General features: G+C 64.9%; 25 protein-coding genes. 11 read left to right on the top strand and 14 right to left on the bottom strand.

Annotated features, from left to right (window positions below; genetic code table 11):
- Window positions 1-41: 41 nt before the first annotated feature.
- A complete protein-coding gene (locus BVC93_RS01660; protein WP_157516729.1) occupies window positions 42-1,052 on the bottom strand; it encodes a hypothetical protein in 1,011 nt (336 codons plus the stop codon).
- A 65-nt stretch (window positions 1,053-1,117) separates the two neighbouring features.
- Between BVC93_RS01660 and BVC93_RS01655 the strand changes: the two genes are divergently transcribed.
- On the top strand, window positions 1,118-2,491 hold the full coding sequence (locus BVC93_RS01655) for an FAD-binding oxidoreductase (protein ID WP_192860154.1): 1,374 nt from the start codon (window positions 1,118-1,120) through the stop codon (window positions 2,489-2,491).
- Here BVC93_RS01655 and BVC93_RS01650 read toward each other — a convergent pair.
- Both BVC93_RS01650 and BVC93_RS01645 read right to left on the bottom strand, forming a co-directional pair.
- A complete protein-coding gene (locus tag BVC93_RS01650; RefSeq protein ID WP_083735649.1) occupies window positions 2,488-2,886 on the bottom strand; it encodes a DoxX family protein in 399 nt (132 codons plus the stop codon). The genes BVC93_RS01655 and BVC93_RS01650 overlap by 4 nt on opposite strands.
- A 3-nt stretch (window positions 2,887-2,889) precedes the next feature.
- On the bottom strand, window positions 2,890-3,402 hold the full coding sequence (locus tag BVC93_RS01645; protein WP_083735648.1) for a VOC family protein: 513 nt from the start codon (window positions 3,400-3,402) through the stop codon (window positions 2,890-2,892).
- Window positions 3,403-3,483: 81 nt separating this feature from the next.
- Between BVC93_RS01645 and BVC93_RS01640 the strand changes: the two genes are divergently transcribed.
- Together BVC93_RS01640 and BVC93_RS01635 are read left to right on the top strand one after the other, a co-directional pair.
- Complete coding sequence (locus BVC93_RS01640; protein ID WP_236950205.1) at window positions 3,484-3,972, top strand: MarR family winged helix-turn-helix transcriptional regulator; 489 nt, start codon at window positions 3,484-3,486, stop codon at window positions 3,970-3,972.
- 94 nt (window positions 3,973-4,066) lie between these two features.
- Window positions 4,067-4,414, top strand: a complete 348-nt coding sequence (locus tag BVC93_RS01635) for a heme-binding protein (RefSeq protein ID WP_157517156.1) — start codon at window positions 4,067-4,069, stop codon at window positions 4,412-4,414.
- Window positions 4,415-4,754: 340 nt separating this feature from the next.
- On the opposite strand, the gene BVC93_RS01630 is transcribed toward BVC93_RS01635, so the two are convergent.
- Both BVC93_RS01630 and BVC93_RS01625 read right to left on the bottom strand, forming a co-directional pair.
- The gene (locus BVC93_RS01630) at window positions 4,755-5,504 is read right to left on the bottom strand and encodes a 3-oxoacyl-ACP reductase family protein (protein ID WP_083735645.1); all 750 of its coding nucleotides are present in this window, start codon (window positions 5,502-5,504) and stop codon (window positions 4,755-4,757) included.
- A gap of 32 nt (window positions 5,505-5,536) precedes the next feature.
- Window positions 5,537-6,283 carry an SDR family oxidoreductase gene (locus BVC93_RS01625; RefSeq protein ID WP_083735644.1) on the bottom strand — a complete coding sequence of 249 codons (747 nt, stop codon included), beginning with the start codon at window positions 6,281-6,283 and terminating at the stop codon, window positions 5,537-5,539.
- Window positions 6,284-6,413: 130 nt separating this feature from the next.
- Here BVC93_RS01625 and BVC93_RS01620 point away from each other — a divergent pair, with 130 nt between their 5' ends.
- The gene (locus BVC93_RS01620) at window positions 6,414-7,022 is read left to right on the top strand and encodes a TetR/AcrR family transcriptional regulator (RefSeq protein WP_083735643.1); all 609 of its coding nucleotides are present in this window, start codon (window positions 6,414-6,416) and stop codon (window positions 7,020-7,022) included.
- A 120-nt stretch (window positions 7,023-7,142) separates the two neighbouring features.
- Here the strand turns inward: BVC93_RS01620 and ctaD are convergent, their stop codons facing one another.
- Window positions 7,143-8,837: an aa3-type cytochrome oxidase subunit I gene (gene ctaD, locus BVC93_RS01615; protein ID WP_083735642.1), complete on the bottom strand. Its 1,695-nt coding sequence runs from the start codon at window positions 8,835-8,837 to the stop codon at window positions 7,143-7,145.
- 335 nt (window positions 8,838-9,172) lie between these two features.
- On the opposite strand from ctaD, the gene BVC93_RS01610 reads away from it, so the two are divergent.
- Window positions 9,173-9,874 (top strand): response regulator transcription factor, encoded by a 702-nt coding sequence (locus BVC93_RS01610; protein WP_083740718.1) that lies wholly within the window; start codon window positions 9,173-9,175, stop codon window positions 9,872-9,874.
- Window positions 9,875-9,914: 40 nt separating this feature from the next.
- On the opposite strand, the gene BVC93_RS01605 is transcribed toward BVC93_RS01610, so the two are convergent.
- From BVC93_RS01605 to BVC93_RS01595, 3 genes are all read right to left on the bottom strand, one after another.
- Window positions 9,915-11,405, bottom strand: coding sequence for a CotH kinase family protein (locus BVC93_RS01605; RefSeq protein ID WP_083735641.1), 1,491 nt, complete (start codon window positions 11,403-11,405; stop codon window positions 9,915-9,917).
- Window positions 11,405-12,028, bottom strand: coding sequence for a DUF4956 domain-containing protein (locus BVC93_RS01600; protein ID WP_442929062.1), 624 nt, complete (start codon window positions 12,026-12,028; stop codon window positions 11,405-11,407). The genes BVC93_RS01605 and BVC93_RS01600 overlap by 1 nt, the downstream gene beginning before the upstream one ends.
- A gap of 96 nt (window positions 12,029-12,124) precedes the next feature.
- The gene (locus BVC93_RS01595) at window positions 12,125-13,024 is read right to left on the bottom strand and encodes a polyphosphate polymerase domain-containing protein (RefSeq protein ID WP_083735639.1); all 900 of its coding nucleotides are present in this window, start codon (window positions 13,022-13,024) and stop codon (window positions 12,125-12,127) included.
- Window positions 13,025-13,384: 360 nt separating this feature from the next.
- On the opposite strand from BVC93_RS01595, the gene BVC93_RS01590 reads away from it, so the two are divergent.
- Genes BVC93_RS01590 through BVC93_RS01575 form a run of 4 tightly spaced genes read left to right on the top strand, consistent with a single transcriptional unit; the run spans window position 13,385 to window position 16,090 of the window.
- Window positions 13,385-13,975: an MspA family porin gene (locus tag BVC93_RS01590; RefSeq protein ID WP_192860153.1), complete on the top strand. Its 591-nt coding sequence runs from the start codon at window positions 13,385-13,387 to the stop codon at window positions 13,973-13,975.
- Complete coding sequence (locus BVC93_RS01585; RefSeq protein ID WP_083735637.1) at window positions 13,972-14,319, top strand: hypothetical protein; 348 nt, start codon at window positions 13,972-13,974, stop codon at window positions 14,317-14,319. The genes BVC93_RS01590 and BVC93_RS01585 overlap by 4 nt, the downstream gene beginning before the upstream one ends.
- A gap of 57 nt (window positions 14,320-14,376) precedes the next feature.
- On the top strand, window positions 14,377-15,411 hold the full coding sequence (locus BVC93_RS01580; RefSeq protein WP_083735636.1) for an extracellular catalytic domain type 1 short-chain-length polyhydroxyalkanoate depolymerase: 1,035 nt from the start codon (window positions 14,377-14,379) through the stop codon (window positions 15,409-15,411).
- 10 nt (window positions 15,412-15,421) lie between these two features.
- Window positions 15,422-16,090, top strand: coding sequence for a response regulator transcription factor (locus BVC93_RS01575; RefSeq protein WP_083735635.1), 669 nt, complete (start codon window positions 15,422-15,424; stop codon window positions 16,088-16,090).
- On the opposite strand, the gene BVC93_RS01570 is transcribed toward BVC93_RS01575, so the two are convergent.
- Entirely contained in the window at window positions 16,059-17,471 is a 1,413-nt protein-coding gene (locus tag BVC93_RS01570) for a HAMP domain-containing sensor histidine kinase (protein WP_083735634.1), read from the bottom strand. The two genes, BVC93_RS01575 and BVC93_RS01570, sit on opposite strands and share 32 nt — an antisense overlap.
- Before the next feature lie 105 nt (window positions 17,472-17,576).
- On the opposite strand from BVC93_RS01570, the gene BVC93_RS01565 reads away from it, so the two are divergent.
- Together BVC93_RS01565 and BVC93_RS01560 are read left to right on the top strand one after the other, a co-directional pair.
- Window positions 17,577-18,032 (top strand): helix-turn-helix domain-containing protein, encoded by a 456-nt coding sequence (locus tag BVC93_RS01565; protein WP_083735633.1) that lies wholly within the window; start codon window positions 17,577-17,579, stop codon window positions 18,030-18,032.
- 55 nt (window positions 18,033-18,087) lie between these two features.
- Window positions 18,088-19,422: a sensor histidine kinase gene (locus BVC93_RS01560; protein ID WP_236950204.1), complete on the top strand. Its 1,335-nt coding sequence runs from the start codon at window positions 18,088-18,090 to the stop codon at window positions 19,420-19,422.
- On the opposite strand, the gene BVC93_RS01555 is transcribed toward BVC93_RS01560, so the two are convergent.
- The 4 genes from BVC93_RS01555 to BVC93_RS01540 are packed head-to-tail and all read right to left on the bottom strand — an operon-like array spanning window position 19,419 to window position 23,572.
- On the bottom strand, window positions 19,419-19,904 hold the full coding sequence (locus BVC93_RS01555) for a MarR family winged helix-turn-helix transcriptional regulator (protein WP_083735631.1): 486 nt from the start codon (window positions 19,902-19,904) through the stop codon (window positions 19,419-19,421). The genes BVC93_RS01560 and BVC93_RS01555 overlap by 4 nt on opposite strands.
- Before the next feature lie 44 nt (window positions 19,905-19,948).
- Window positions 19,949-20,968, bottom strand: a complete 1,020-nt coding sequence (locus BVC93_RS01550) for an ABC transporter ATP-binding protein (protein WP_083735630.1) — start codon at window positions 20,966-20,968, stop codon at window positions 19,949-19,951.
- On the bottom strand, window positions 20,961-22,457 hold the full coding sequence (locus BVC93_RS01545; protein ID WP_083740717.1) for an ABC transporter permease: 1,497 nt from the start codon (window positions 22,455-22,457) through the stop codon (window positions 20,961-20,963). Before BVC93_RS01545 ends, BVC93_RS01550 begins: the two co-directional genes overlap by 8 nt.
- A 53-nt stretch (window positions 22,458-22,510) precedes the next feature.
- Window positions 22,511-23,572, bottom strand: a complete 1,062-nt coding sequence (locus BVC93_RS01540; RefSeq protein WP_083735629.1) for an iron ABC transporter substrate-binding protein — start codon at window positions 23,570-23,572, stop codon at window positions 22,511-22,513.
- Window positions 23,573-23,868: the final 296 nt, after the last annotated feature.

Here is a 23,868-nt window from a genome sequence, read left to right as displayed (position 1 = left end):
GAAGTGCAGCAGTACAGTTCAATCGGTGTGGCGGTGGGCCATCACGTTGCGATGTCGACGCCCAGTGCCTCCAGGACGTTGTGGATCGGCATGGCAAGTCCGCTGCTGGACATACCGCCGCCCAGGTCTTCGCTCGGAATGGCGTACAGGAGTCCGACGACCTGGTTGCCGGTGTTGAGCACCACCGACCCCGAGTCGCCGTGGCCGGCGAACACCGAGACCAGCGGGATCGCGCCGCTGATGTGGAACTGGTCGAACACCGGGGTGGCCGACGAGGCGATGTACCGGACCACGAAGCCTTCGGTCAGTCCCGTCCGCATGCCCCGTTTCTTCACCATCTCGCCGAGCAGGGGGAGTTGTACGGCGGCTCCCTGCACCGGGCCTATCCCTGCCATGGCGGCTTGCAGAGGGCGCGACCCGTTGGGTGTGATGACTGCACAGTCGAGCAGCAGCGGGTTTTGGGTGTCTCGTAAGTCGGCGACTGTCCCGATGATCGACGAGAACGGTAGTCCCTGACCTGGTTGGAACACGCTGAGTCCGGTAGAGCGCGCCACGTGGGCACAGGTCAGGAGTTGGTGTTGTCCTGTTGCACGGTTGCGCACCACCGCTCCCAGTGTTCCGGCGCGCGGGACGAAGATGCCGTCCTGAAGCAGGTATTGGCGGGAGATATGGATGCCACCGCACAGTGGGTCGTATCGAGATTCATCGTCGATCAGGGCTGGATTTATCTCCACGACGTCGGTCTCGTAGCCGCCGAACTCGGCAGGAACAACCTCGTGCTCTGGGACATCGGGCAGTGGCATCTTGCGTGGCACATAGACGAAAAGTGCTATCCGGTCGGTGAATTCGCCGCCCGTCTGTTTGAAACCGATCCCGACGGTGAATGGGGTGCCGGCGGAGCTGAGCTGGTTTCGTAGCGCGGTCGCAGCCTCGATGGCATCTGAGGGGATCGGTTGGGGCTTCTCGGGGATCAACGGCGCACCCTTTCGTCCGACGGCGTTCGGAGTCGAGTATCCGCTCTTCGGCCTGCGACGGAAGCGGTATTCGGACACTGCCTCCGTCGCGGCGCGGCCGCCGGGACTGCCTGCGCCAACCCGACAGCGCTACCGTCTTTGCTGTGTTCACAGTCATCGAGGCCTTGCGCGAACATCTGCCCGCTGACCGTCTGGTCCTCGACCCGGACGTCACGGCGTCGTACGCGCACGACGAAGCCGAATGGGCCCCGTACGAGGCGCCCCTGGCGGTGGTACGTCCGGTCTCTGCCGAAGACGTCCAGAAGATCGTGCGGATCTGCTTTGAGTACAAGACCCCGGTGGTCACCCGTGGCGCGGGAACAGGGCTCTCGGGTGGGGCCAACGCCGTGGACGGTTGCGTCGTCATCGCGCTCGAGGCCATGAATGCCATCGTGGGCATCGACACGCTCGAGCGTTACGCCGTCGTGCAACCCGGCGTGGTCAACGACGATCTGCGTGCGGCGGCCGCGGTGAAAGGACTCTGGTACCCACCGGATCCGGCCAGCTCACCGTGGTCGACCATCGGGGGGAATGTTGCCACCAACGCCGGCGGACTGTGCTGCGTGAAATACGGTGTGACAGGCGATTACGTGATGGGCATGCAGGTGGTCACCGGTACCGGCGACCTGGTGCGTCTCGGCCGGACCACGGCCAAAGGTGTGGCCGGCTACAGCCTGGCGGCGCTGATGGTCGGCTCGGAGGGCACCCTCGGCATCATCACCGAGGTGACGGTGAAACTGCGCCCACTGCAAGGGCCGCAGCGCACCGTCGCAGGTTATTTCGACTCCGTGGTGGACGCCGGCCGTGCGGTGCAGAACGTCGCTGCCCAGGGACTCACCCCGTCGGCGCTGGAACTCGTCGACCGGCAGTGCCTGTTGGCCGTCGACGCGTGGAAGAACATGGGCCTGGCCGTGGACGCCAATGCTGTACTGCTGGGTCGGATCGACACCGAGGACCCGACGGGGGCGCGGGAGGCGCTGGCCATGCAGCAGTGTTTTGATGCCGCGGGTGCGTCCTGGTCGGCGATGTCCACCGATCAGCAGGAGTCCGACACGCTGTTTGCTGCTCGGCGGCTGGCCTACCCCGCGATGGAGCGGCTCGGGCCCGTCCTCACCGAGGATGTCTGTGTCCCCAAACGGCATGTTGCGCAGATGCTGTCGCGCATCGAACAGATAGGCCTGCGGCATGGGACCACGATCGCCAACATCGCGCACGCCGGTGACGGTAACTTGCACCCGCTGCTCATCACCCCGCACGACGACGACGACGATGCGCGCTGGCGGGCGCAGGCCGCCTTCGCCGAGATCATCGATGCGGCTTTGGAGCTCGGCGGCACGGTCACCGGCGAACACGGTGTCGAGCTGTTGAAACGTGATGGTCTGGCCAAGGAGTTGGACCCAGTGGTGCTCGACATGCATCGGGCGATCAAGCACGCACTGGATCCGTACGGGATTCTGAACCCCGGGAAGGGCTTCTAGCTGCGGCGGTTGTCGAAGGACAGCGCACCTGCACCGCTGAACACCAGGAACAGGAACGCAAAGCAGTACAACACCGCAGCCTCGCCGCCGTTGGTCATCGGGACCAGGCCCTGCGGCGCGTGCTGCAGGAAGAAGGCAACGGCCATGTTGCCCGAGGCGATGAAGGCCGCGATACGGGTGAACAGTCCGACGGTGATCAGCACACCGGTGATCAGTTCGATCACACCTGCGTAGAAGTAGGGCCACTGGCCGAACGCGGCGGCCTGGCCGCCCGGCCAGCCCACCAGGTGCGCGGTGGCGTGGCACAGGAACAGCACTCCGAAGACGATGCGGAAGACCCCGAGCGCGGTGGGGGCGTAGGTGCCGAGGCGACTGTCGAGCGTGGAGGTGGTCATGGGTCAGGTCTCCTTCGGGGGGTGGGTGATGTCACCGGCGGTGCGAGTGCCCGACCAGGCGGCAAATTCCGCTGCCAGATCTAGTCTTTCGACCACGGCTGAGTTCTCGTAGATGCCCCACTGGTGGCGGGGGAGCATCCACATGATCTCGAACTGGTTGCCGTCGGGGTCCGCGCCGTAGACGCTCTTGGTGGCGCCGTGGCTCGATTCGCCGGTGTAGGCGCCGGATTCGAGGAGGATCCGGCGGAACTCGATCAACTCGTCGACAGTGTCGAGTTGCCATGCCAGGTGGTACAGACCGGTCGACCTGCGGGGCGGGGCCGCGGCTCCGGGGATCCCGAACAGTCCGAGGTCGTGGTGGTTGCCTGATCTCGGCAGGCGCAGGAAGGCAGCGCCCAACCGAGCTTCGTGTGACACGACGTTCATGCCGAACACTGCCGTGTAGAACGTGACCGCCCGGTCGACGTCGGCGACGAACAGCACCGCGTGATTCAGGCGAACAGGCGAAACGGACATGGGGCTCCAAGTTTGGTTGTAGCTACAACCAAAAGCTAACAGACGATAGTTGTAGCTACAACTTCATGAGAGACTGGCGTGGTGAGCGCAGGGTTGACACGGCAGGAGCTGGCGGCGTGGGTCCGGCTGGCCTCGGTGCTGGAGCTGCTACCCGGCGTCCTGGACTCCCAGCTGCGCCGTGATGCCGAGCTGCTGCATTTCGAGTATTTCGTGCTGGCCATGCTGTCCGAGGCGCCCAAGCGCACGTTGCGGATGAGTGCGCTTGCTGCTCACACCAATGCCACTCCGCCGCGGCTGTCGCACGTGGTCAGACGGCTTGAGGACCGCGGCCTGGTCGAACGGTTCCCCTGCCCCGAGGATGCCCGCGCCACCAATGCTCGGCTCACAGCGGCCGGCTGGCGCAAGGTGCGCGAGGCGGCGCCGGGGCATTCCACGACCGTCCGTGAGACCGTGATCGACGCGCTGACGTCCGAGCAGGTACGTCAGCTCGCCGATATCGGCGAAGCCATTCTGTCCCGGCTCGATCCGGACGGAGCGATGACGAGCACGTATCACCGCTACGACGCCTGACAGGTTGCCCACAGCGGAATCCCAGGGGCTCGCCGGTGCAGGCTGGGTAAGTTGAGATACCCGAAATGATCGACATGCGAAGGAGCCGGCTTTGTTGCTCACCACCCGCCTGGCAATCGCCGGCCTGATCGGCGCGCCGCTGTTGTTCGCCGCACCGGCCATCGCCGTGCCGCCGCAGAACTGCTCCACCGCTGATCTTGCCGGGGTGGCGTCCGGGGTGTCGGCGGCCACGTCGGCGTATCTTTTCACCCACCCGGACGTCAATGACTTCTTCACCAGCCTGCAGGGTCAGGCGCCGGAGACCATCCAGCCTCGGGTTGACGAGTACTTCGCCGCCAACCCGCAGGTCGGCGCCGAGATGAAGAATATCCGTAAACCGTTGCAGGACATCAGGCTTCGGTGTGGCGATACAGACGGTGACGGGGACGTCGACATTCTGTAGCACAGGCGTTCTCCCGCTGCTGTCGACGCTGCCTCGTCGACAATCGTGGTGGCCGAGGCGGGTTCACCAATGTCCCCGCTCGCCACGACGTGTCCCGTGCCAGGGAACTCCGCAAGCGTCTGCTTCGTGCCGACTCGCCGGCGGGCTGTCTGCACGTCGGAAGTGTCGTCCGCCCTGTCAGCCTCAGGTCAGCCAGCATCGACTCCCTGTCTTCGACCGCTGATCTGCCGATGACGCACAAGCCAGATCCGTTGGCCCACAGAAGATCCCGCCGATTGACACCAGATGAACAAGTGAAGTAAGGGTTTTGGAGACCTGCTGATCACACGCTGTCGAACTCTCAGGCGTTGAACCCGCCGTCGACGGTCCAGGTGGCACCGGTGACGTACCCGGTTTCCGGCAGTGCCAGATAGGCCACGACGCTGGCGATCTCGTGTGCCTGGCCGTATCTGCCGACGGCGGTGGCCGTCCGGTTGCCCTCGGCGAGATCACTGTCGTTGTCGGGGTTCATCTCCGTGGCAGTGGGCCCGACGGCGATGTTGTTGGCGGTGATTCCGCGGGGTCCGAGGTCGCGCGCCAGTCCTCGTGTCAGGCCGGCCACCGCGGCCTTGGTCATGGCGTAGACAGACAGGCCGGGCACGGGGATCCGGTCACCGTTGACGCTGCCGATGGTGATGATGCGGCCGCCTTCGGTCAGGTGGGGGATCGCGGCCTGGCTGGCCACGAATACTCCGCGGACGTTGACGGCGACCAACCGGTCGAACTCCGCCAGCGGGAACGACTCGACGGGTGCGAGTGCGGCGACGCCGGCGTTGTTGACCAGGATGTCGAGCCCACCGAGTTGTGCGGCAGCCTCGTCGACGACGCGCCGAACCGCGTCGGCGTCGGCGCTGTCAGCCTGCAGGGCAATGACTGTCGAACCGGACTTCGCGGCTTCGGCGGCGAGTTCCTCCGCCCGTTGTGCTGACGATTGATAGGTGAAGGCGACGTCGGCACCGTCGTCGGCGAGACGCCGGACGATGGCGGCGCCGATGCCGCGGGATCCGCCGGTGACGAGGGCGCGGCGGCCGGTGAGTGGACGTGTACTCATGGTGGAACTCCTGTCGAGGAAGAGGTGGGCGATCAGAACTGGAGTTCGCCGCCGTCGATGTAGAGGTTGGTGCCGTAGATGAAGCTGGCTTCGGGCGAGGCCAGGAAAGCCACCGCGGATGCTATTTCTTCGGCCTTGCCCAGTCTGCCGATCGGAACCTGTTTGGCCGATTCGGCCTTGAATGTGGCGGCGGCCTCCGCGCCGATGATCCGGTCGAGGCCCGGGGTGTCGATGGCCCCCGGCGAAATGGTGTTGACCCGGATCCCGCGGTCTTTGAGCTCATTGGCCCAGGTCTGTGCCAGGGACCGGACTGCCGCCTTGGAAGCCGAGTACAGCCCGAAGTTCTCCAGTCCGTCAGAGGCACGCACCGACGCGTTGACCACAACCGCGGCGCCACTGTTGAACAGCGGCAACGCTTTCTGAATGGTGAGCCAGGTTCCGCGGACATTGACACCGAGGTTCTTCTCGTAGTCCTCTTCGGTGGCCTGAGCCAGGGGAGCAAAGGTGGCTCCGCCGGCGTTGGCGAACAGTACATCGAGTCCTGCGCCGCGTTGCGCCACGGCTGCGTAGAGACGGTCCAGGTCGGTGGCCTGTGCGATGTCACCGACCACGGCCGTCACCGCTGAACCCAACGATGTCGCCGCGGCGTCCAGTTCGACCTGGCGGCGCCCGGTGATGAAGACGTGTGCACCCTCGTCGACAAACCGTTGTGCGGTCGCCAGTCCGATGCCGGTGCTGCCACCGGTGACCACGGCGGTCTTTCCTTCGAATGATCTCATTGATCCTGTTCCCACTATTCGGTATCGACCGGTACATAATGACCGTAGCAGTTCTGCACCGATCGGTACCGAAAATCGCTGAGGGTGAACTTCGGTACCGTGCGGTGCAGAAGAGTAAGATGGCGTTCTTATGCCAGTTCACGAAGGTGCGTCACTCGGGCGACCCAGGGGCTTCGACATCGAGCAGGCCCTGGAGCGCGCCATGCTGGTGTTCTGGGAGCGGGGATATGACGGTGCCACTCTCAGCGACCTGACTGAGGCGATGGGCATCACCCGCACCAGTATGTACGCCGCCTTCGGCAACAAAGAAGAGTTGTTCAACCAGGCGTTGCAGCGCTATATGGAGGGTCCGGGTGGCTATCTTGTCGCCGCGCTGGACAAGCCGACGGCGCGCGAAGTGGCAGAGGCGTTCCTGGCGGGCTCCGTGCAGACCACCACGCGCAGCAATGCCCCGGCCGGATGTATGACAGTGCAGGGCGCACTGGCCGCGGGCGATTCGGCGCGATCCGCGCGCGACGCACTGACCACCTGTCGCGAACAGACCTGGGTGCAGCTGCGGAACCGCTTCCGCAGAGCCGTGAAAGAAGGAGATTTGCCCAGGGACTGCGACCCTGGTCTACTCGCGCGGTATCTACTTGCCGTGGGCAATGGCATTTCGGTCCAGGCAGCGGGAGGCGTCAGTCGTAAAGTCCTGCAGGCGGTGGCGGACAGCGCCCTCAGGCAGTGGCCTCCCTGCTGACAGAGCCCAGTGCGCAGGACCTACCACCCGGCCAGACCGGAAGTGTTGACCTTGGCAACCAGGGCACCCCGGATGTCGACATATTCGGCGATTGCTGTTGCGCGCGTTTCTGATCGGGAGCTAGTGCTCGCGCCCCACGTGTGCCTCCGTGCGCATCCGTTCGACCATGTGCGGGTAGTGCAGCTCGAATGCCGGGCGCTCGGAACGGATCCGGGGCAGCTCGGTGAAGTTGTGCCGCGGCGGCGGGCAACTGGTGGCCCACTCCAGGGAGTTGCCGTAACCCCACGGGTCGTCGACGGTGACAATCTCGCCGTAGCGCCAGCTCTTGAACACATTCCACAGGAACGGCAGCGTCGAGACACCCAAGATGAATGCACCCACGGTGGAGACGATGTTCAGTGTGGTGAACCCATCGGTGGGCAGGTAGTCCGCGTAGCGGCGCGGCATGCCCTCGTCACCGAGCCAGTGCTGCACCAGGAACGTGGTGTGGAAGCCGATGAACGTCAGCCAGAAGTGCAGCTTGCCGAGGCGCTCGTCGAGCAGGCGACCCGTCATCTTCGGGAACCAGAAGTAGATGCCGGCGTAGGTGGCGAACACGATGGTGCCGAAGAGCACGTAGTGGAAGTGCGCGATGACGAAGTAGCTGTCGGTGACGTGGAAGTCCAGCGGCGGGCTGGCCAGCAGCACGCCGGACAGGCCACCGAGCAGGAAGGTGACGATGAAGCCGACGGAGAACAGCATCGGCGATTCAAAGGTCAACTGTCCCTTCCACATCGTGCCTATCCAGTTGAAGAACTTGATCCCGGTGGGCACCGCGATCAGGAAGGTCATGAAGGAGAAGAACGGCAGCAGCACCGCGCCGGTGGCGTACATGTGGTGCGCCCACACCGCCACGGACAGCGCCGCGATGGACAACGTGGCGTACACCAGTGTGGTGTAACCGAACAGGGGTTTACGGCTGAACACCGGGAAGATTTCCGACACCACACCGAAGAACGGCAAGGCCAGGATATAGACCTCGGGGTGGCCGAAGAACCAGAACAGGTGCTGCCACAACATGACGCCACCGTTGGCGGGGTCGTAGACGTGGGCACCGAGGTGGCGGTCGGCGGCCAGGCCGAACAACGCGGCGGCCAGCAGCGGGAACACCAGTAGCGCCAGGATCGAGGTCACCAGGATGTTCCAGGTGAAGATCGGCATCCGGAACATCGTCATGCCGGGAGCACGCATGCAGACGACGGTGGTGATCATGTTGACCGCGCCGAGAATGGTCCCCAGACCGCCCACCGCGAGGCCCAGGATCCACAGGTCTGCGCCGGCACCCGGGGAGTGGATGGCGTCGGTCAGCGGCGAGTAGGCGGTCCAACCGAAGTCGGCCGCGCCGTTGGGCGTCAGGAAGCCGCCCATCGCAATGCAGGCACCGAACAAGAACAGCCAGAACGACAGTGCGTTGAGCCTGGGGAACGCCACGTCTGGCGCGCCGATCTGCAGCGGCATCACGAGGTTGGCGAAGCCGAACACGATCGGGGTTGCGTAGAACAGCAGCATTGCGGTGCCGTGCATGGTGAACAACTGGTTGAACTGCTCATTGCTCAAGAACTGCAGCCCCGGCACCGCGAGTTCGGCTCGCATGAACAGCGCCATGAGTCCGCCGATCAGGAAGAACGCGAAGCACACGACGCAGTACATGATGCCGATCAGCTTGTGATCGGTGGTGGTGATGAGCTTGTAGATCAGGTTGCCCTTGGGGCCGACCCGCTCTGGGAACGGGCGACTGGCCTCGAGTGCGGGAACGGGTGGGGTGTCGATACTCAAACCACGTCTCCTTCACCTGGTCGGCGGATGCCGAAGCTCTCACACGATGTCGCAACCGCGGTGGCCGAACCAGGGTCGTTGGTCCTCTGAAGCGGGGACTTCGGCGATCACGCGGAGGTGCCCCGTGTGACGCCGGCCGCGGCCGTGGCGACAACCCCGCAGAGGGTTGCCTGACACGCATCGTCGCGCGGGAAGGGCACGTGGCGGCACCTCATAACCTGGTCATAGCGTCGCCATAGTCGATCCAAATCTGCATTCGACACCATCGCCTGATGTCAGCGCCGCAGTACTTCGTCTCATCCGTGCATGCCGCGCCGCCGCCCACCCGGCCACCGATGAATCGGGCCGACGGTGACGCCATCCGTGTCCTGGTGGTCGACGATGAGCCCGTTCTGGCGGAGATGGTGGCGATGACGCTGCGCTATGAGGGCTGGCAGGTCACCACCGCCGGTGATGGGGCCACCGCCATCAAGAGTGCCCGCAACGACCGCCCGGACATCGTGGTGCTCGACGTGATGCTGCCGGACATGTCCGGTCTGACCGTGTTGGAGAGGCTGCGGTCATCGAAACCGGACCTGCCGGTGATCCTGTTGACAGCCAACGACTCGGTGGAGGACCGCATCGCAGGCCTCAGCGCCGGCAGTGACGATTACGTCACCAAACCCTTCAGTCTCGAGGAACTGGTGCTGCGCCTCCGAGCCCTTCTGCGGCGAAGTGGGGTGGTGGCCGACGACGCCTCGAAGATCCTGGTCGGAGATCTGGTACTGGACGAGGACACTCTTGAAGCCAGCCGCGCAGGAACGCCGATCGTGTTGACCGCCACCGAATTCGAATTGCTGAGGCTGCTGATGCGCAACGCCCGGCGGGTGGTGAGCAAGGCGGAGTTGCTCGACAAGATCTGGGGTTACGACTTCGGTGGGCGCTCCAATGTCGTCGAGCTCTACATCTCGTATCTGCGCAAGAAGATCGACGTGGGTCGCGAACCGATGATTCACACGCGCCGCGGCGCGGGCTACATCCTCAAGGCCGCGGGTTGACCCTCGCTCTCTGCAAGGGGCCCGACATATCAGACGTGCATCACTCGGTGCGGAGGTTGTCCAGCGTAGTCACGCGTTCGTCGAGCCATTGCCGCATGGACTCGGTTGCGGCATCCAGATCGTCCTGCGTCAGCCCGTCGGTCACCGGGATGGAGCCGGAGATCTCCTCGAGCAGAGAGTCGGCCCGGCCGTCTCCGTACATCTGGTCGTAGAGATCCCAGTAGGCCGCGAGGTAGGTCTCGACGAATGCGTCCGATTCGAGAAAACGTGTCTTGAGCGGGTTTTCGATCCTGGGGCCGCCGCCCTCGCCGCCTGGCGTCATGTCCGCGGGCATCGCACCGGTCTGTCCCGGTAGAGGCCCCATCCGAACCTCGTCGTCAGGACCGATGGTGGCGTTGCTCTGCATGGCGAGGTTGAGATCCCACGACACCACCGTGATCCTCTCGGAGTCCAGGTCGTACCAGAGGTAGTAGTTCTGGCCGGGGCCGCCCATGTCGTCGGCATTCACCAACAGATTCTGGGTGGCCAGGTACCGTGCCAGCGAATCGACGTCCACCCAATCGGCAAGCTTCTCGTCGAACTCGGTCTGATCGGCCCCCGCCAGCCATTTCAAGAAGTTGATGATGGGTGCGAGATTGCCATTGTCCACGGAGTTGATCTGTTTGAACTGGTCGGCGTACTCCGACTGATCGGTACCGCGGTACTCCAACCGGGAGTTGGCATCTGCCTTGTAGAGATAGCCGTCGGAATCGAAGAGCGTGTTGGCATAGGTGTCGTCGGGGTGCTCCAGCAACAGTCGCGTGGTGGTCTCGCCGTTGATGGTGTACGCGGCGTAGGTGTACCGCTGCGTGGGCTGGCCCGTCTCGGCCGTCAGCGACAGTGCGAGCGCTTCGTTGAGCATCGGCGTTCCCGGCCGCACCGAGAGCTCGGTCATACCTTGATATCCGCGTCCCTCGGCATTCTCGTTGAACTTGATGAGCAGCGGCAGCGTCGTGGGATCCTCGGCGGACGCCGTGGCCACCGCTCCCATCCCGCCTCCGTCGGACTGCGGCGCAGCTCCGTTGTCGGCGGCGGGCTCGGTGGGCCCGCCGATGCCTGCGGGTGCTCCTCCCGGGCGCGCATCATCAGGTCGCAAGCCCATCAGGGTGGAGTTGCCTTTCAACCGCACTGCCACGTCGCTGATCGGGGTCTTGTCGATCGTGACGTCAGCGGTGACCCACTTCTTCTCCCCGTCCTTCTCGTAGGCCGTGATCATGTCCTTGTACTCGGAGGGGGTGAGTTCGATGGTCAACGAGTGGGTGACACCGGTGTCGAACAGGTCGACGGTGCCTGCGATGTTGTCGGTGATCTCCGCCGCCATGATGGTCGCATCGCCGGTGATGTACGGATGGATACGACTGGGCCCGAAGAGGACCACCATACCGACGATGGCAATCAGGAACAGGGCCAGCAGTTTCCAGTACTGCCGCAGCCGCACCGGAATCCGGTGGGCGAAGCGAAGACGGGGCGACGGGCAGTGTTCGTCCGGCATCAGATATCGGTCTGGTCGTAGCCCGTCAGCACCGTCACGCGCTGTCCGGTGTTGACCTCTGCCAATGCGGCGATGAGGTCTCCGGACGTACGCTTCTTCTTGAGCTGGGCTGTGTAGTAGAGCTCGTTGAGAGCACCGGCGCGGGCCGATTCGGTGGAAACCAACTCGAATTCGGAGCAGTAGTCGATGAGGACGTCCTCGACTCGCTTGGTGTACTCGGGTTCGGGTGGAACTTGAACCTTGACCACTTGACGCTGGACGTCGAGCTTGAACCAGTTGAAGCGGTACATGATCAACATGACCAGGCAGATCACCACGGTGGCGGCAATGGCCAGCGTGTAGAAGCGTGTGCCGGTGGTCATTCCCACGGCCATCGCCAGGAAGATGAACCCGACGTCGCGAGTCTCTTTGATGGCGTTGCGGAATCGGATCACCGACAGCGCGCCGACGAGGGCGAACGCTCGCGCGATGTTGGACCCGACCACCAGCATGATCACCGAGATGACCATGCAAACCATGACCAGTGTCTGGACGTAGGACTGACTGTAGGAGACGTTCTTGTGGGTGTAGCGGTAGACCCAGCCGATGATCGAGGCCAGCACGAAGGACAGCGCCAGCGACATGCAGACGTCGAACACGGTGAAGGTTCCGCTGAGGTCCTGCAGGTCTATTGTCACGTTGTTTCCCTTGTCTTGTGAACCGGTGGACAGTCGGGCGAATCAGGCTGTGGCGGTGCTCAGACCACCGGCGGGTGGTGAATCGGCGGCCAGGTACGCGTCGAGTTCCGGGGAACCCATGGTGGATCGCGGCGCCAGATCTACTGCCTGTACCGACTGGCAGTACTTGGAGATCCGCACCACCGACATCTCGCTGCTGGCCGCGAGATCGGTGACCCAATACGGCACGCGCTCATTGGCTTTGATCTCCACGATGGCGAGCTTCGGCGGGATGATGAAGCGGTTCTCGGCGCCCGAGGCGAAGTGGAAATCGCGGTCGCGGCCGTGCACCTTGTGATCGATCGTCACCCGCAGGCCCAGGTCGGCGTCATGCCCGACAAACGCCTCACGCAGATATCCGGTGGTGACGATCGGGCGCAGATCGAGGTTGCCGACCAGGGCCGTCACCTCGTGGACGAACGCGCGCTGGTGTGGCTCACAGGCGATCTCCCGGCGGCCGTCGAGCCACTGCCGAGCGGTGCCGTATGGCATTGCGACACGGCGCTTCTGCGTCACCCGGTTGACGCGCTGCTTGATCTCGACCTGGACCTGGGTCTCATCGGTGCACTCAGCGGGATTGCCGTAGAGGCGCATTCGCAGTTTGCGCCGAAAGCGCAGTCCTTCGATCTTCTCCCAGTAGAACCGCAGACCGGCGGTGTCGTAGTACAACGAGGTCACGGGATAGCCACCGCGAGGTGAGAACGGGTCGGTGCTCATCCTGGCTGCGAGAGCGTCGCGCAGGGCGGGGATCTTCATCTCGTCGAGGAGGTACTTGATCTCGTAGCGGTTGAATGCGTGCAGACGACTCGCGGTTTGCTGATAGCCGGTGGGACGGGTGGGCACGTCGTCATGCAGGTCCTGAGGGCCCGGAGCCGCTTTTGCCAGCCGCGTGAAGAGACCCATGAGCGTTCGCCGTTCCTTTCTGTTTGATTCATCTGCCGTTCATGATGGAAACAGGCGTGGCTATGGAACTCGTGTGACTGAGGTATCAGCGCGGTATCGACGCTGTGCCCTCGATGTCACGACCATGGGGAGCGAATGTGCACGCGGGCACATCTTGAGCAAAAGTTCTTCACAGTGTCCACCAAGGTCCGGCGGAGAGCATCAATGATGCTGTGCCGGAGATCGAGACGTCAGCGCAGTGCTGATCCGATCGTGGACGCTGATGTCGCTCCGGCATCGATCACGGGCGATCGCAGCCCGCATGTGCCAGGGAGAAGAACAATCACCACCTCATATGCCCGAGGCTTGTTGGCCACTGCCATGACGGCCGGCCTCATCGCGACCACCGGCACGGGAGTCGCACAGGCCGAACGTGTTCTTTTACCGGACGTCACACAGTTCAGTGACACCGTCGACGGCTGGCACTTCACCGTGACCCTGACCGAGTTGAGCGTGGATGCCGTACCCAACCTTGCCACTTCACAATTCAGCAAGGAAGGTTTCGTCACAGCGAAGGCCACCGCCACCGTCGAAGGCGGCGGTGACTTGTCGGTGAACTCCGGCTACCTCGTGATGGGTGTGCAGTTGGGCTGCCAGACCGATGTGAGCGAAGGACTGGAACTCGGTATCGATCCTGATCTCGACACCTTCGACTTCAACTCGAACGACATCATCGATTTGAACATCTTTCCCGAGATCGGCACCAAGCTGAAGGCGGGCAACATCACCGTGGTCGGGTTGGGCGCGAAGTCGATGAAGTCGAGCACCGCGACGATCGCCGTGCGCGATGCCCATGTGGAGGTCTCCGAATGCGCAGGCCCGGTGACGATTCGGGTGTTTGCCTCGGCCAAGATCAGCACCGACTCATCAGATGACAGCCTGAACGCCTACGGGGCGGCGGCGGCGCTGTGAGCGGGGAAAGTTCGGACATCTGCCGGCGGTACCTGCGTGCGCTGGTGCCGGCGCTCGGCGTGCTCACGATGTTGACGGTAGTGGTGTGCGGCACAGCCCATGCCGCTGATGGTGATGACGACGACGATGACGACAGCTGGTCGCGCAGTTCGAGTTCGACGTCGGGTAGCGACGTCGCGATGTGGCCGCCGATCTCGATCGGATGGCCGCCCTTGGTGCCCGACGGTGAAGCCGCTACCGGACCGATCGTTCCAGTGGGCCCGCCTCCTGCTGAGGTGCCTGCTCCGGTATCGGGTGTGAGCCTGCCGCCACTGCCGATTGTGCCCGCCGAGAACTCACCCTGACACGGGGGCGGCCGTTGAATTCTGTACCGATCGGTACAGGCGGTACGGTCGGTTCACATGGGTACACGGGACGAAGACGCCGTCGGACAGTCAAGGCGTCGCTGGCCATGGATTTTCTCGGGCATCGGTGCGGTGCTGGTCATGATTGTGGGGGCGCTCACCGCCGTCGCGCAGTACGGTCTGCCGTGGTGGCATGGTGACCGCGACCACAACCACGAGTTCGACGGCCTGCGGTATCAGGTGCATCTGCCCCCGCACTTCGACGGTGAAGCCGAACTTCCGGTGATCATGGCGATCCACGGCTGTGGAATGACCGGATTCGGTTGGAACTCCATGAAATCCACCACGCAGTTCAATGACCTCGCCGATCGTGAAGGATTCATCGTCGTCTATCCGACCCAGCAGATGTTCCGCGACAAGCTCAATTGCTGGCGATCCAACGACCCACGCCACCAACAACGCTCATCCGGCGAGCCTTTGCTCCTGGCCGGCGTGGCGCGTCAGGTCATCGAGGACTACCACGCCGACCCGCGGCAGGTCCACGTGGTGGGCGCGTCCTCCGGGGCGGGCACCGCCGTCATCCTTGCCGCCACCTACCCAGAAATCTTCGCCACGGCCACCTCGGTGGCCGGCGGTGAGTACGGGTTGAACCAGGTGGATCCCGAGAATCCGGACGCCACCCCACCGGATTACACCGCCCGCCAGGCGTGGGCGCAGATGGGGGAGCACGCGCGTGCGGTGCCACTGCTGGTCGTTCAAGGAGACCTCGACGAAGCGGTTCCCCCGCTGGTGGCCACCCGGCTGGTCGAGCATTGGTCGGCGGTCCACGATCTGGTTGACGACGGGCTGCTCAACAACAGCCGAGTGTGGAACGACACGGTGTCCACCAACGAGGTCCCGGGCGGACACCGATACACCCACACCGTGTACACCCACGAGGGCGAAAGCGCTTCGGCCATCGAGCTTTTCCTCGTCGAAGGGATGGGTCACGCCTATTCGGGGCCGGCCGCTCAGGGTCTGTTCGTCGATCGCGCCGGCCCGGACACCAGTGCTCTGGTGTGGAATTTCGCCAAGGATCACCCGTTGTCCTAGCCTGTAGGCCATGCGGGTGTTGCTCATCGAGGACGAGGAGCGATTGGCCAGGGCGCTGGAGATGGGACTGCGTGCCGAGGGGTTCGTCGTGGTCACGGCCGCCACCGGCCTCGAGGGGCTGCACGAGGTCATGGAGAACAGCTACGACGTGGTGGTGCTCGACATCATGATCCCCGAGCTCAGTGGCTACGAGGTGCTGCGGCGGATGCGTTCGGCGCAGCAGTGGACACCGGTGATCATGCTCACCGCCAAAGACGGCGAGTACGACCAGACCGACGCCTTCGATCTCGGTGCCGACGATTACCTGACCAAGCCGTTCTCCTTCAAGATCCTGGTGGCCCGATTGCGTGCGTTGATGCGGCGTGGAGCGCCGGAGAGGCCGGTGGTGCTGACGGCGGGAACGCTGTCACTGGACCCGGGACGACGGATGGTGTCGCGCGGTGAGCAACCGATCACGTTGACCCCTAGGGAGTTCGGTGTCCTCGAGTACATGATGCGCAACAAGGACATCGTGGTGACCAAGAACGACATCCTGGTCAACGTGTGGGACGCACACTACAAGGGTCCGGCCAACGTCGTGGAGGTGTACGTGGGATACCTGCGACGCAAGATCGATATTCCGTTCGACACCAACACAATCGAGACCATCAGGGGAGTGGGTTACCGGTTGCTGCCGTAGCGGGTAACCGCAGTGTGACGTGGGTTCCGCCTGCGGTGCGGTCGGTGATGGCCACGCTGCCCCCATGCCCGGACACCACCTCGGCGACAATAGCCAACCCCAACCCCGCACCACCACCACGACGCGACCGATCCGCACCCACCCGCACAAACCGATCAAACACCCGCACCCGATCCGCCACCGGAACACCCGGACCGTCATCACCGACCCGCACCACAGCGGTAACACCATCAGGGCACACATCGACCCCGACCGACAACTCCACTACCGACACCGCATACCGCACCGCGTTGTCACACACATTGCGCACCGCACGCACCAACGCATCCCGATCACCACACACCGACACCGCCACCAACTGCGTACTCACCGCCACCGACGACACCACCGCCAACCGCCCCGCCTCCGCAGCCACCACCTCATCGAGACGCACCCACTCCCGACGCAACCCCAACCCACGCTCATCCGCACGCGCCAACACCAACAAATCCTCGATCAACACCCGCATCCGCTGCGCCTCAGGCAACACCACCTCCAACGCCAACTCCCGATCCAACAACTGCGGATGCGCCTGCACCACCTCCAACGCCGAAATGATCGTCGTCAACGGCGAACGCAACTCATGCGACGCATCACCGACAAACTGTCGCTGCGCCCGATCCGAGGCCTCCAACCGCGCCAACATCGCATTCATCGTCTGCGCCAACGCCGAAATCTCATCCCGCGACACCGGCACCGGCACCCGCTCATCCAACCGCGACCCCGAAATCTCCGACACCCGCACCCGAATCGCCTCCACCGACCGCAACGACCGACGCACCAACAAAAAACTCGCCAGTGTCGCCACGATGGTGACCAACAGCCCGGCGACGGTCATCAGCACCGCAACGCCGATCACCGTGGCCTCCACGGCGTTGCTGTCACCGCCCACCATCACGGTGAAACGCCCTGCGGCGGTGTCGATCACCTGTCCGCTGAGCCGCATGTTGTCGTCGGGGGTGTAGTCGTCTCGGATCGTTGTCGGCGCATCAGGACCGAACAGCGACGGTGACGCCAACGGCTCGTCGGGCGCACCGGTCGATCGTGCCACCACGTTCCCACCGGCGTCGATCACCTGCACTGCTGAGACATGGTCGTTGGTCGCCAACAACGTGCGGTCGAGTCCGGCCAGTCCCTCCTGGCGGAGCTCGGCGACGATGTGGTTCACCCGACTCTTGGAGCTGCCGTCGATAGACAGGAACGAAGTGAACAGCACGCTGAACGCCACCCCGAGCCCGGCCAGCGTCAACGCCAGCAGCATCACCGCCGCCGATACTGCCGCCGAGCGTGCCGGAATGCCCCACTGGGTGGGATGAAACGCCCTGGCCGACACGCCATCCATGGTGGCAGTGGAGGCTGATCTGGCCAAGCGCTACCCCATGGGCTTCTCAGCGGTCTCTCAGCGGGGCGTCAATACCATCGGCCCGAACCGAGAGGGGACGCTGCCATGGAGCTGGTCGGTAACGGCGATCACGACCGACGTGCGCTCGGGCAACGGCTGCGGGACGTACGTGAGCATCGCGGCATCTCGCTGGCGATGGTCGCGGAGGCTCTGGTAACAGACGCCGCTGCGGTGGCCCAGATGGAGGACGGCTCCAGAGATGTTTCGGTACAGGTATTGCGAAGATTGGCAACGCTTTACGCGTGTCCGGTGGACTACCTGCTGGGCCTGGAGTTGCCCGCGGCGGGTGCCACCGCGGCATTGACCCGGGTCCTGAACCAACTCTCGATGGCCGATCACGAACAGGTGCTCCGCTTCGCCCAGCAGATTCGGCGTCATCGCGCACGCACACCGGAACTCAAGCTGGTGCATGACACCGAAGCGCGGTCGGCTCAGGAGCGGATCGACCCGATGGGGCCTTGGAATGCTGCGTACCGACCTCGAACCAGCCGCCCGGGTTGAGTGCCGGTCCACGAGAAGCTGTGGAGATCGCCCCGCCGTCGGCCAAGATGGAGGTGTGGCTAAGCGACGCCGGCTCCGGCCACCCCGCGACTGGGGCGTCCCGCAACGCTCGGCTGCCATTTCGGCGGGGGTGGTGGCGGTCGCATGGCTGTTGGCCTCCATAGGTTTCCTGGTGCTGTTCAACGCGCAGCTCACCGCCGGACTGGACGTCGCCGCCAGCGCCAGGCAAGCCGACGTGGCCACCGCTTTGCAGTCTGCGGGGCCCGCTGAGATCGACGACGGGCTGTTGACCACCGATCCGCGGGTGACGGCGGTCCAGATCCTCGATTCCGGCGGCCAGGTGGTGCGCACGTCGCCCGATGCTCCTCTCATTCCCATCACCGCAGCACCCGGGATCCGGGTGAGCAGCGGTGCTGCGGGCCCCTACACCGTGCTGGTTGCGACCGACAGCGCCGCCGTCGGGGAGTCGGTCCGGCTGGTGGCACTGGTCCTTGCCGTGTCGACGCTGCTGGTGGTGCCGGTGGCAGCGGGGGCGAGTTTTTTGTTGGTGCGTCGGTCGTTGCGGTCGGTGGAGGCGATTCGGGTGCGGGTGTCGGAGATTTCGGGGTCGCGGTTGGATGAGCGGGTGCCGGTGCCGGTGTCGCGGGATGAGATTTCGGCGTTGGCGCAGACGATGAATGCGATGTTGGCGCGGTTGGAGGCCTCGGATCGGGCGCAGCGACAGTTTGTCGGTGATGCGTCGCATGAGTTGCGTTCGCCGTTGACGACGATCATTTCGGCGTTGGAGGTGGTGCAGGCGCATCCGCAGTTGTTGGATCGGGAGTTGGCGTTGGAGGTGGTGTTGCCTGAGGCGCAGCGGATGCGGGTGTTGATCGAGGATTTGTTGGTGTTGGCGCGTGCGGATGAGCGTGGGTTGGGGTTGCGTCGGGAGTGGGTGCGTCTCGATGAGGTGGTGGCTGCGGAGGCGGGGCGGTTGGCGGTGGTGTCGTCGGTGGCGGTGAGTACGCAGTTGGTGGCGGTGTCGGTGTGTGGTGATCGGGATGCGTTGGTGCGTGCGGTGCGCAATGTGTGTGACAACGCGGTGCGGTATGCGGTGTCGGTAGTGGAGTTGTCGGTCGGGGTCGATGTGTGCCCTGATGGTGTTACCGCTGTGGTGCGGGTCGGTGATGACGGTCCGGGTGTTCCGGTGGCGGATCGGGTGCGGGTGTTTGATCGGTTTGTGCGGGTGGGTGCGGATCGGTCGCGTCGTGGTGGTGGTGCGGGGTTGGGGTTGGCTATTGTCGCCGAGGTGGTGTCCGGGCATGGGGGCAGCGTGGCCATCACCGACCGCACCGCAGGCGGAACCCACGTCACCATCACGCTGCCTGGCGCGCGACCGGAGGCCGCCTAACCAGGCGCTGTCACCGCTCGCTGCGCCAGGTCTTCCAGCAGTGCCAGCGCCGCGCGCAGGGCGGCCACGTCCGATTCGGTCAGATCAGCTGTGGACATCGACGTTTCGGCAACGGCGCGTTGGCTTTTCATGCCTTTGCTGGTGATCTGTACCCACATCTTGCGGCGATCCGACAGATCGCGGACCCGGTGGACAAGACCCAGATCCATCAGAGCGCGGATGTGGCCGGCGAAGCTTTTCTGCGACAGTCCTTCGTGCGCGGCCAACTGGGTGACCGGAACGCGCACCCCATCACGCAGCACGTAGAGCAATGAGCGCTGAGCCGGGGTCAGGGGGTGGCCGCCGACCTGCCGAAGCTCCCGCCGTCGTAACGACGAGACGATTCCGAACAGGCGTGAGTGCAACTCCTCGGCCAACTCGCCGACGTCGATGGACGTTTCTCCAGATGGCCGGGCTTCCGCGGGCTGGTGCGGGACCGTCATGCAGGCACCGTGCCAGAGGGACGCTGAAGGCACGCTGAGAAGCCTCAGTCGAACGCCAGGACACCGCCGTCGACGTGGACACCGACGGCCGCGCCGTCGGCGGGGGGAGCGACGTTGCCGGGCTGGCGGACATCCAGTGATGTCCCGTCGGCCAGGGTGACGCGGACCGCTGCCTCCGGTCCGTAGAACCGTCCCCCCGACACCACCGCGGTGTCGCCGTCGGTGATCCTCACCTGTTCGGGTCGCAGTACGACAGTGACGTCTCCGCTGCCGCTGCCCCCGGACACCGCATGTTCGCCCAGAGCGGTGCGGACCACATCACCGTGCCGGCGTCCGGCGAGTTCGATTGTGCTGCCGACGAATCGGGACACCGCCAGGGAGGTGGGTCGCCAGTAGAGATCGTGCGGCGCACCGCTCTGGGCGATCGACCCATCGAGCAGGACCGCCACCTGGTCGGCCAGCGACAGCGCTTCGGCCTGATCGTGGGTCACCAAGACCGCCGTTGTCCCGGCTTCGCGCAGGATCGAGGTGATGTCCTCGCGGACCTGCACGCGCAGCCCGGCATCCAGGGCGGCGAACGGTTCGTCGAGCAGCAGCACACGGGGCTGTGCGGCCAGCGCACGGGCCAGTGCCACCCGCTGCTGCTGGCCTCCGGACACCTGGTGCGGGAGGCTGTCGCCAAGGCCGTCGAGACCCACCGCCTGCAACCACCGGCGTACCACCGAGGCTCGTGCAGACCGCGGCATCCGGCCGAGTCCGAAAGCGACGTTGTCCGCCACCGACAGGTGCGGGAACAGCGCCCCCTCCTGCGGCATCAGCCCGATCCTCCGCCGATGTGCAGGAACCGAGGACAACCCGTCGGCCAGCACCTCACCGTCCACCGACACGACACCGGAGGAGGGGTTTTGGAAACCGGCCAGAATCCGCAGCAGGGTCGACTTGCCACAACCCGACGGGCCCAGCACCGCGGTGACACTGCCGGTGGGCACCGTCAGATTCACCCCGGTCAAGACTCGTCGCGCCCCGAAGGACATCGTCACCCCGTCGATCTGGACATCAGACATCGACGGTCCTGACCGCCATTCCCAGCACCGCCGTCGGTACGGCGGCGAAGACCAGCAATGCGGCTGCGTACGGGGCAGCGGCGGCGTAGTCGCTGACCGAGCTGTATCCCCACAGGCGGGTGGCCAGGGTGTCCACCCCGGTGGGACGCAGTAACAGCGTCACCGGTAACTCCTTCATACAGGTGAGTAGGACAAGCGCTGCCGCGGAGGCGATTCCGGGTGCGGCCGCACGGCCGGTGACGGTGAAGAACACCCGGATGGGTGATCGCCCGAGTGACTGTGCCACCTCGTCCAGACGCGGCGGGGACGTTTCGATGGCCGTGCGTATCGACCCCACCGCCAACGGGACGAACAGCACCACGTAGGCCAGGATCAAGAGAGGCTCGCGCTGGTAGATGGGCAGCAACAGCAGTACCCCCACCGACACCATGGAGATCGCCACCACGATCGACGGCAGGCCGTGCGCCACATAACTGGCGCTCTCCAGGAGGCGGGAGGCCGGTGTCGGGTAGCGAGCGGACAACAGCCCCAGCGGCAGGGCCGCGGCGGTACACACCACCGCAGCCATCACCGACAACCAGACGGTGGCCGACAGCGCGCTCGACCACCGCTCGGCATCCCATCGCAGACCGCCGGCAATCATCCAGTCCGCCAACGCAATCGATGGAATCACCACTGCGAGCACCAACATGACCATGCCCGGCGCAGCCGCCGCATACCGCCACCGGCCCAACCGGGCACGCACCTGTGGTCGCGGCGAACCCGAGCCCAGGCGCGACGCCGCCAGACCCCTGGCCCAGCGTTCCGCGATCACCAGTGTCACTGCGAACACCAGCAGCACCAGTGACAGGATGGCGGCGCGGGAGGGGTTGAACCCCGATCGGTACGCCCCGTAGATCACCCAGGTGAACACTTCGTAGCGCATGGCGGCCACCGCACCGAAATCGCTGAGTACGTACAGCGCCACCAGTAGTGCCCCCGCGGCGATGGCGGTCCGCACCTGCCGCAGGGTCACCCGGAACAGCACCGCGACGCTGCCCAGGCCCAGCGAACGGGCCACCTCCTCGTGGGCCGGGTCCACCCGGGCCAGTGCAGCCGTGGTGGTCAAGAACACGAACGGGTAGCTCACCAACGTGAGAACCAGTGCAGCGCCCCAGAATCCGTGCAACGCGGGAAACATCGAGACCCACAGGAAGGCCAGCAGGTAGCTCGGCATGGCCAGCGGCAACGTCAGCCCCACGGCCCACCAGCGACCACCGGGAAGGTCTGTACGCGACAGCAACACCGCGAACCCGACGCCGAGCACCACACAAGCCGCCGTCACCACCGCCACCAGCAACAGCGACCGCCCCACCAGCGCAGCAGTGGACGGCCGGGTCAGTTCCTCGGCGGCGAATCCGAGACCGCGTTCAAAAGCGCGCTGTGCCAGGTAGATCAGCGGCAGAAGCGTGACCGCCACCGTGGCGCCTGCCGCCAGTAGCAACAACACCGGCGGGCGGCCGGGCCGGCGACGCGCGCCGACCCGGACCGCACCGAGGGTGATCAATTGGTGAGCAGACCGGTGTCCACCAGCATCTGCTGTGTCGCCTCGATGTCGTCGAGCTGCGACAGGTCGACTGCGGGCGGGTCCAGCTCGGCCAGGGCGGGCACATCGCCCACCACGGCCACGCCGTCGAGCAGTGGGAACTCGGCGGTCTCGGTGGCAAAGTACTGCTGCGCAGACTCACCCACCAGATAGGCCGCGAACTCCTGGGCCGCTTCGGGATCCGGCGCGGTGGCCAGGACACCCACCCCGGCGACATTCACCAGGCCGCCGGGATCGCCGGGGGCCATGAACTGCAGGCGGGCTGCCACGTTCTCGGCGCCCTTGGAGTCGATGAGCTCGTACATGTAGTAGTGGTTGATCAGCCCCATGCCGATCTGGCCGGCATCAACCGCATCGCGGATCTGTCCGTTGCTCTCATAGGGCTGTGGGTCCTGAGCCTTGAAGGCCTGCAGCCACTCTTGGGCTCCTTGGTCGCCGCGCAAGACGCGCAGGCCGGTCACGAACGACTGCCAGGACGCGTTGCTCGGTGCGTAGGCGATCTGGCCGCGCCACTGCGGGTCCAGCAGGCCGTCGACGGTGTCGGGCGGGGTGGGAACCAGATCGGCGTTGTAGACGATTGTGCGCGCTCGGCCGGAGACGCCCACCCAGGTGCCGTCGGCGGCCGAGTACTCGGCGGGCACGGCGGCCAGCGTCTCAGCCTCGATGGGGGCGAAGAGACCGGCCTTGGAGACCGCGCCCAGTGCGCCCGCGTCCTGCGACAGGAACACGTCGGCGGGGGAGTTCTCGCCCTCGGTGATGATCTGCGCGGCCAGTTCGCCCGATCCCGCGTAACGCACCTCGACCTCGATGCCGGTATCGGTGGTGAACTGCTCGAGCAGGGGAGCGACGAGATCCTCGCTGCGCCCGGAGTAGATGACAACCTTCTGCGCGGCGTCCTCCGCGGTGGCAGGTGCTGACGTCTCCTCGGCAGGTTCCGAGCTGGAACTGCATGAAGTGAGTGCGAACATCGCCGCACAGGCGCTCAGCGCGGCGCTGAACCTGAGTCTCGACTTGGCCATCGTCTCCCTCGAATGTGTGTAGGCAGTGTGTGTAGGCAGTAGGCCGGCCCGAGTTCTCTGTGAAGCTCGGGCGCTCGTCGGCCGACCTGGATGCTGTGCAGTAACTGTGTAGTTGCCGTACGTCTCCTGTAAGCAACACCATCACACTGTGGAGAACGGGCGCTGTGAAATCGCTGAGAATCACTGAGGGTAGGCTCGCCGAACGGCACCGGGCATACACATCCAAGCTCGCAGCCGGCTCCACGGAGTGGTCCGGGCCGAATGACCGGTTTCACTTCGGCGCCGCCCTCGTGGGT

This window comes from Mycobacterium sp. MS1601, assembly GCF_001984215.1.
Classification (GTDB): Bacteria; Actinomycetota; Actinomycetes; order Mycobacteriales; family Mycobacteriaceae; genus Mycobacterium.
This window is presented reverse-complemented; position numbering and strand designations above follow the sequence as displayed.

What these genes read in the sequence shown, in the direction of transcription:
- BVC93_RS01580 (WP_083735636.1), top strand. Translation starts at nt 14,377, where the DNA reads ATGGGTACACGGGACGAAGACGCCGTCGGACAGTCAAGGCGTCGCTGG.
- BVC93_RS01650 (WP_083735649.1), bottom strand. Translation starts at nt 2,886, where the DNA reads ATGACCACCTCCACGCTCGACAGTCGCCTCGGCACCTACGCCCCCACC.
- BVC93_RS01630 (WP_083735645.1), bottom strand. Translation starts at nt 5,504, where the DNA reads ATGAGTACACGTCCACTCACCGGCCGCCGCGCCCTCGTCACCGGCGGA.
- BVC93_RS01645 (WP_083735648.1), bottom strand. Translation starts at nt 3,402, where the DNA reads ATGTCCGTTTCGCCTGTTCGCCTGAATCACGCGGTGCTGTTCGTCGCC.
- BVC93_RS01575 (WP_083735635.1), top strand. Translation starts at nt 15,422, where the DNA reads ATGCGGGTGTTGCTCATCGAGGACGAGGAGCGATTGGCCAGGGCGCTG.
- BVC93_RS01570 (WP_083735634.1), bottom strand. Translation starts at nt 17,471, where the DNA reads ATGGATGGCGTGTCGGCCAGGGCGTTTCATCCCACCCAGTGGGGCATT.
- BVC93_RS01600 (WP_442929062.1), bottom strand. Translation starts at nt 12,028, where the DNA reads ATGTCGCTGGCGCTGTCCTTCGTGCTGGCCTCGATCATCGGCTGGGTC.
- BVC93_RS01605 (WP_083735641.1), bottom strand. Translation starts at nt 11,405, where the DNA reads ATGCCGGACGAACACTGCCCGTCGCCCCGTCTTCGCTTCGCCCACCGG.
- BVC93_RS01620 (WP_083735643.1), top strand. Translation starts at nt 6,414, where the DNA reads ATGCCAGTTCACGAAGGTGCGTCACTCGGGCGACCCAGGGGCTTCGAC.
- BVC93_RS01590 (WP_192860153.1), top strand. Translation starts at nt 13,385, where the DNA reads ATGACGGCCGGCCTCATCGCGACCACCGGCACGGGAGTCGCACAGGCC.
- BVC93_RS01540 (WP_083735629.1), bottom strand. Translation starts at nt 23,572, where the DNA reads ATGGCCAAGTCGAGACTCAGGTTCAGCGCCGCGCTGAGCGCCTGTGCG.
- BVC93_RS01550 (WP_083735630.1), bottom strand. Translation starts at nt 20,968, where the DNA reads ATGTCTGATGTCCAGATCGACGGGGTGACGATGTCCTTCGGGGCGCGA.
- BVC93_RS01610 (WP_083740718.1), top strand. Translation starts at nt 9,173, where the DNA reads ATGAATCGGGCCGACGGTGACGCCATCCGTGTCCTGGTGGTCGACGAT.
- BVC93_RS01555 (WP_083735631.1), bottom strand. Translation starts at nt 19,904, where the DNA reads ATGACGGTCCCGCACCAGCCCGCGGAAGCCCGGCCATCTGGAGAAACG.
- BVC93_RS01595 (WP_083735639.1), bottom strand. Translation starts at nt 13,024, where the DNA reads ATGGGTCTCTTCACGCGGCTGGCAAAAGCGGCTCCGGGCCCTCAGGAC.
- BVC93_RS01565 (WP_083735633.1), top strand. Translation starts at nt 17,577, where the DNA reads ATGGAGCTGGTCGGTAACGGCGATCACGACCGACGTGCGCTCGGGCAA.
- BVC93_RS01625 (WP_083735644.1), bottom strand. Translation starts at nt 6,283, where the DNA reads ATGAGATCATTCGAAGGAAAGACCGCCGTGGTCACCGGTGGCAGCACC.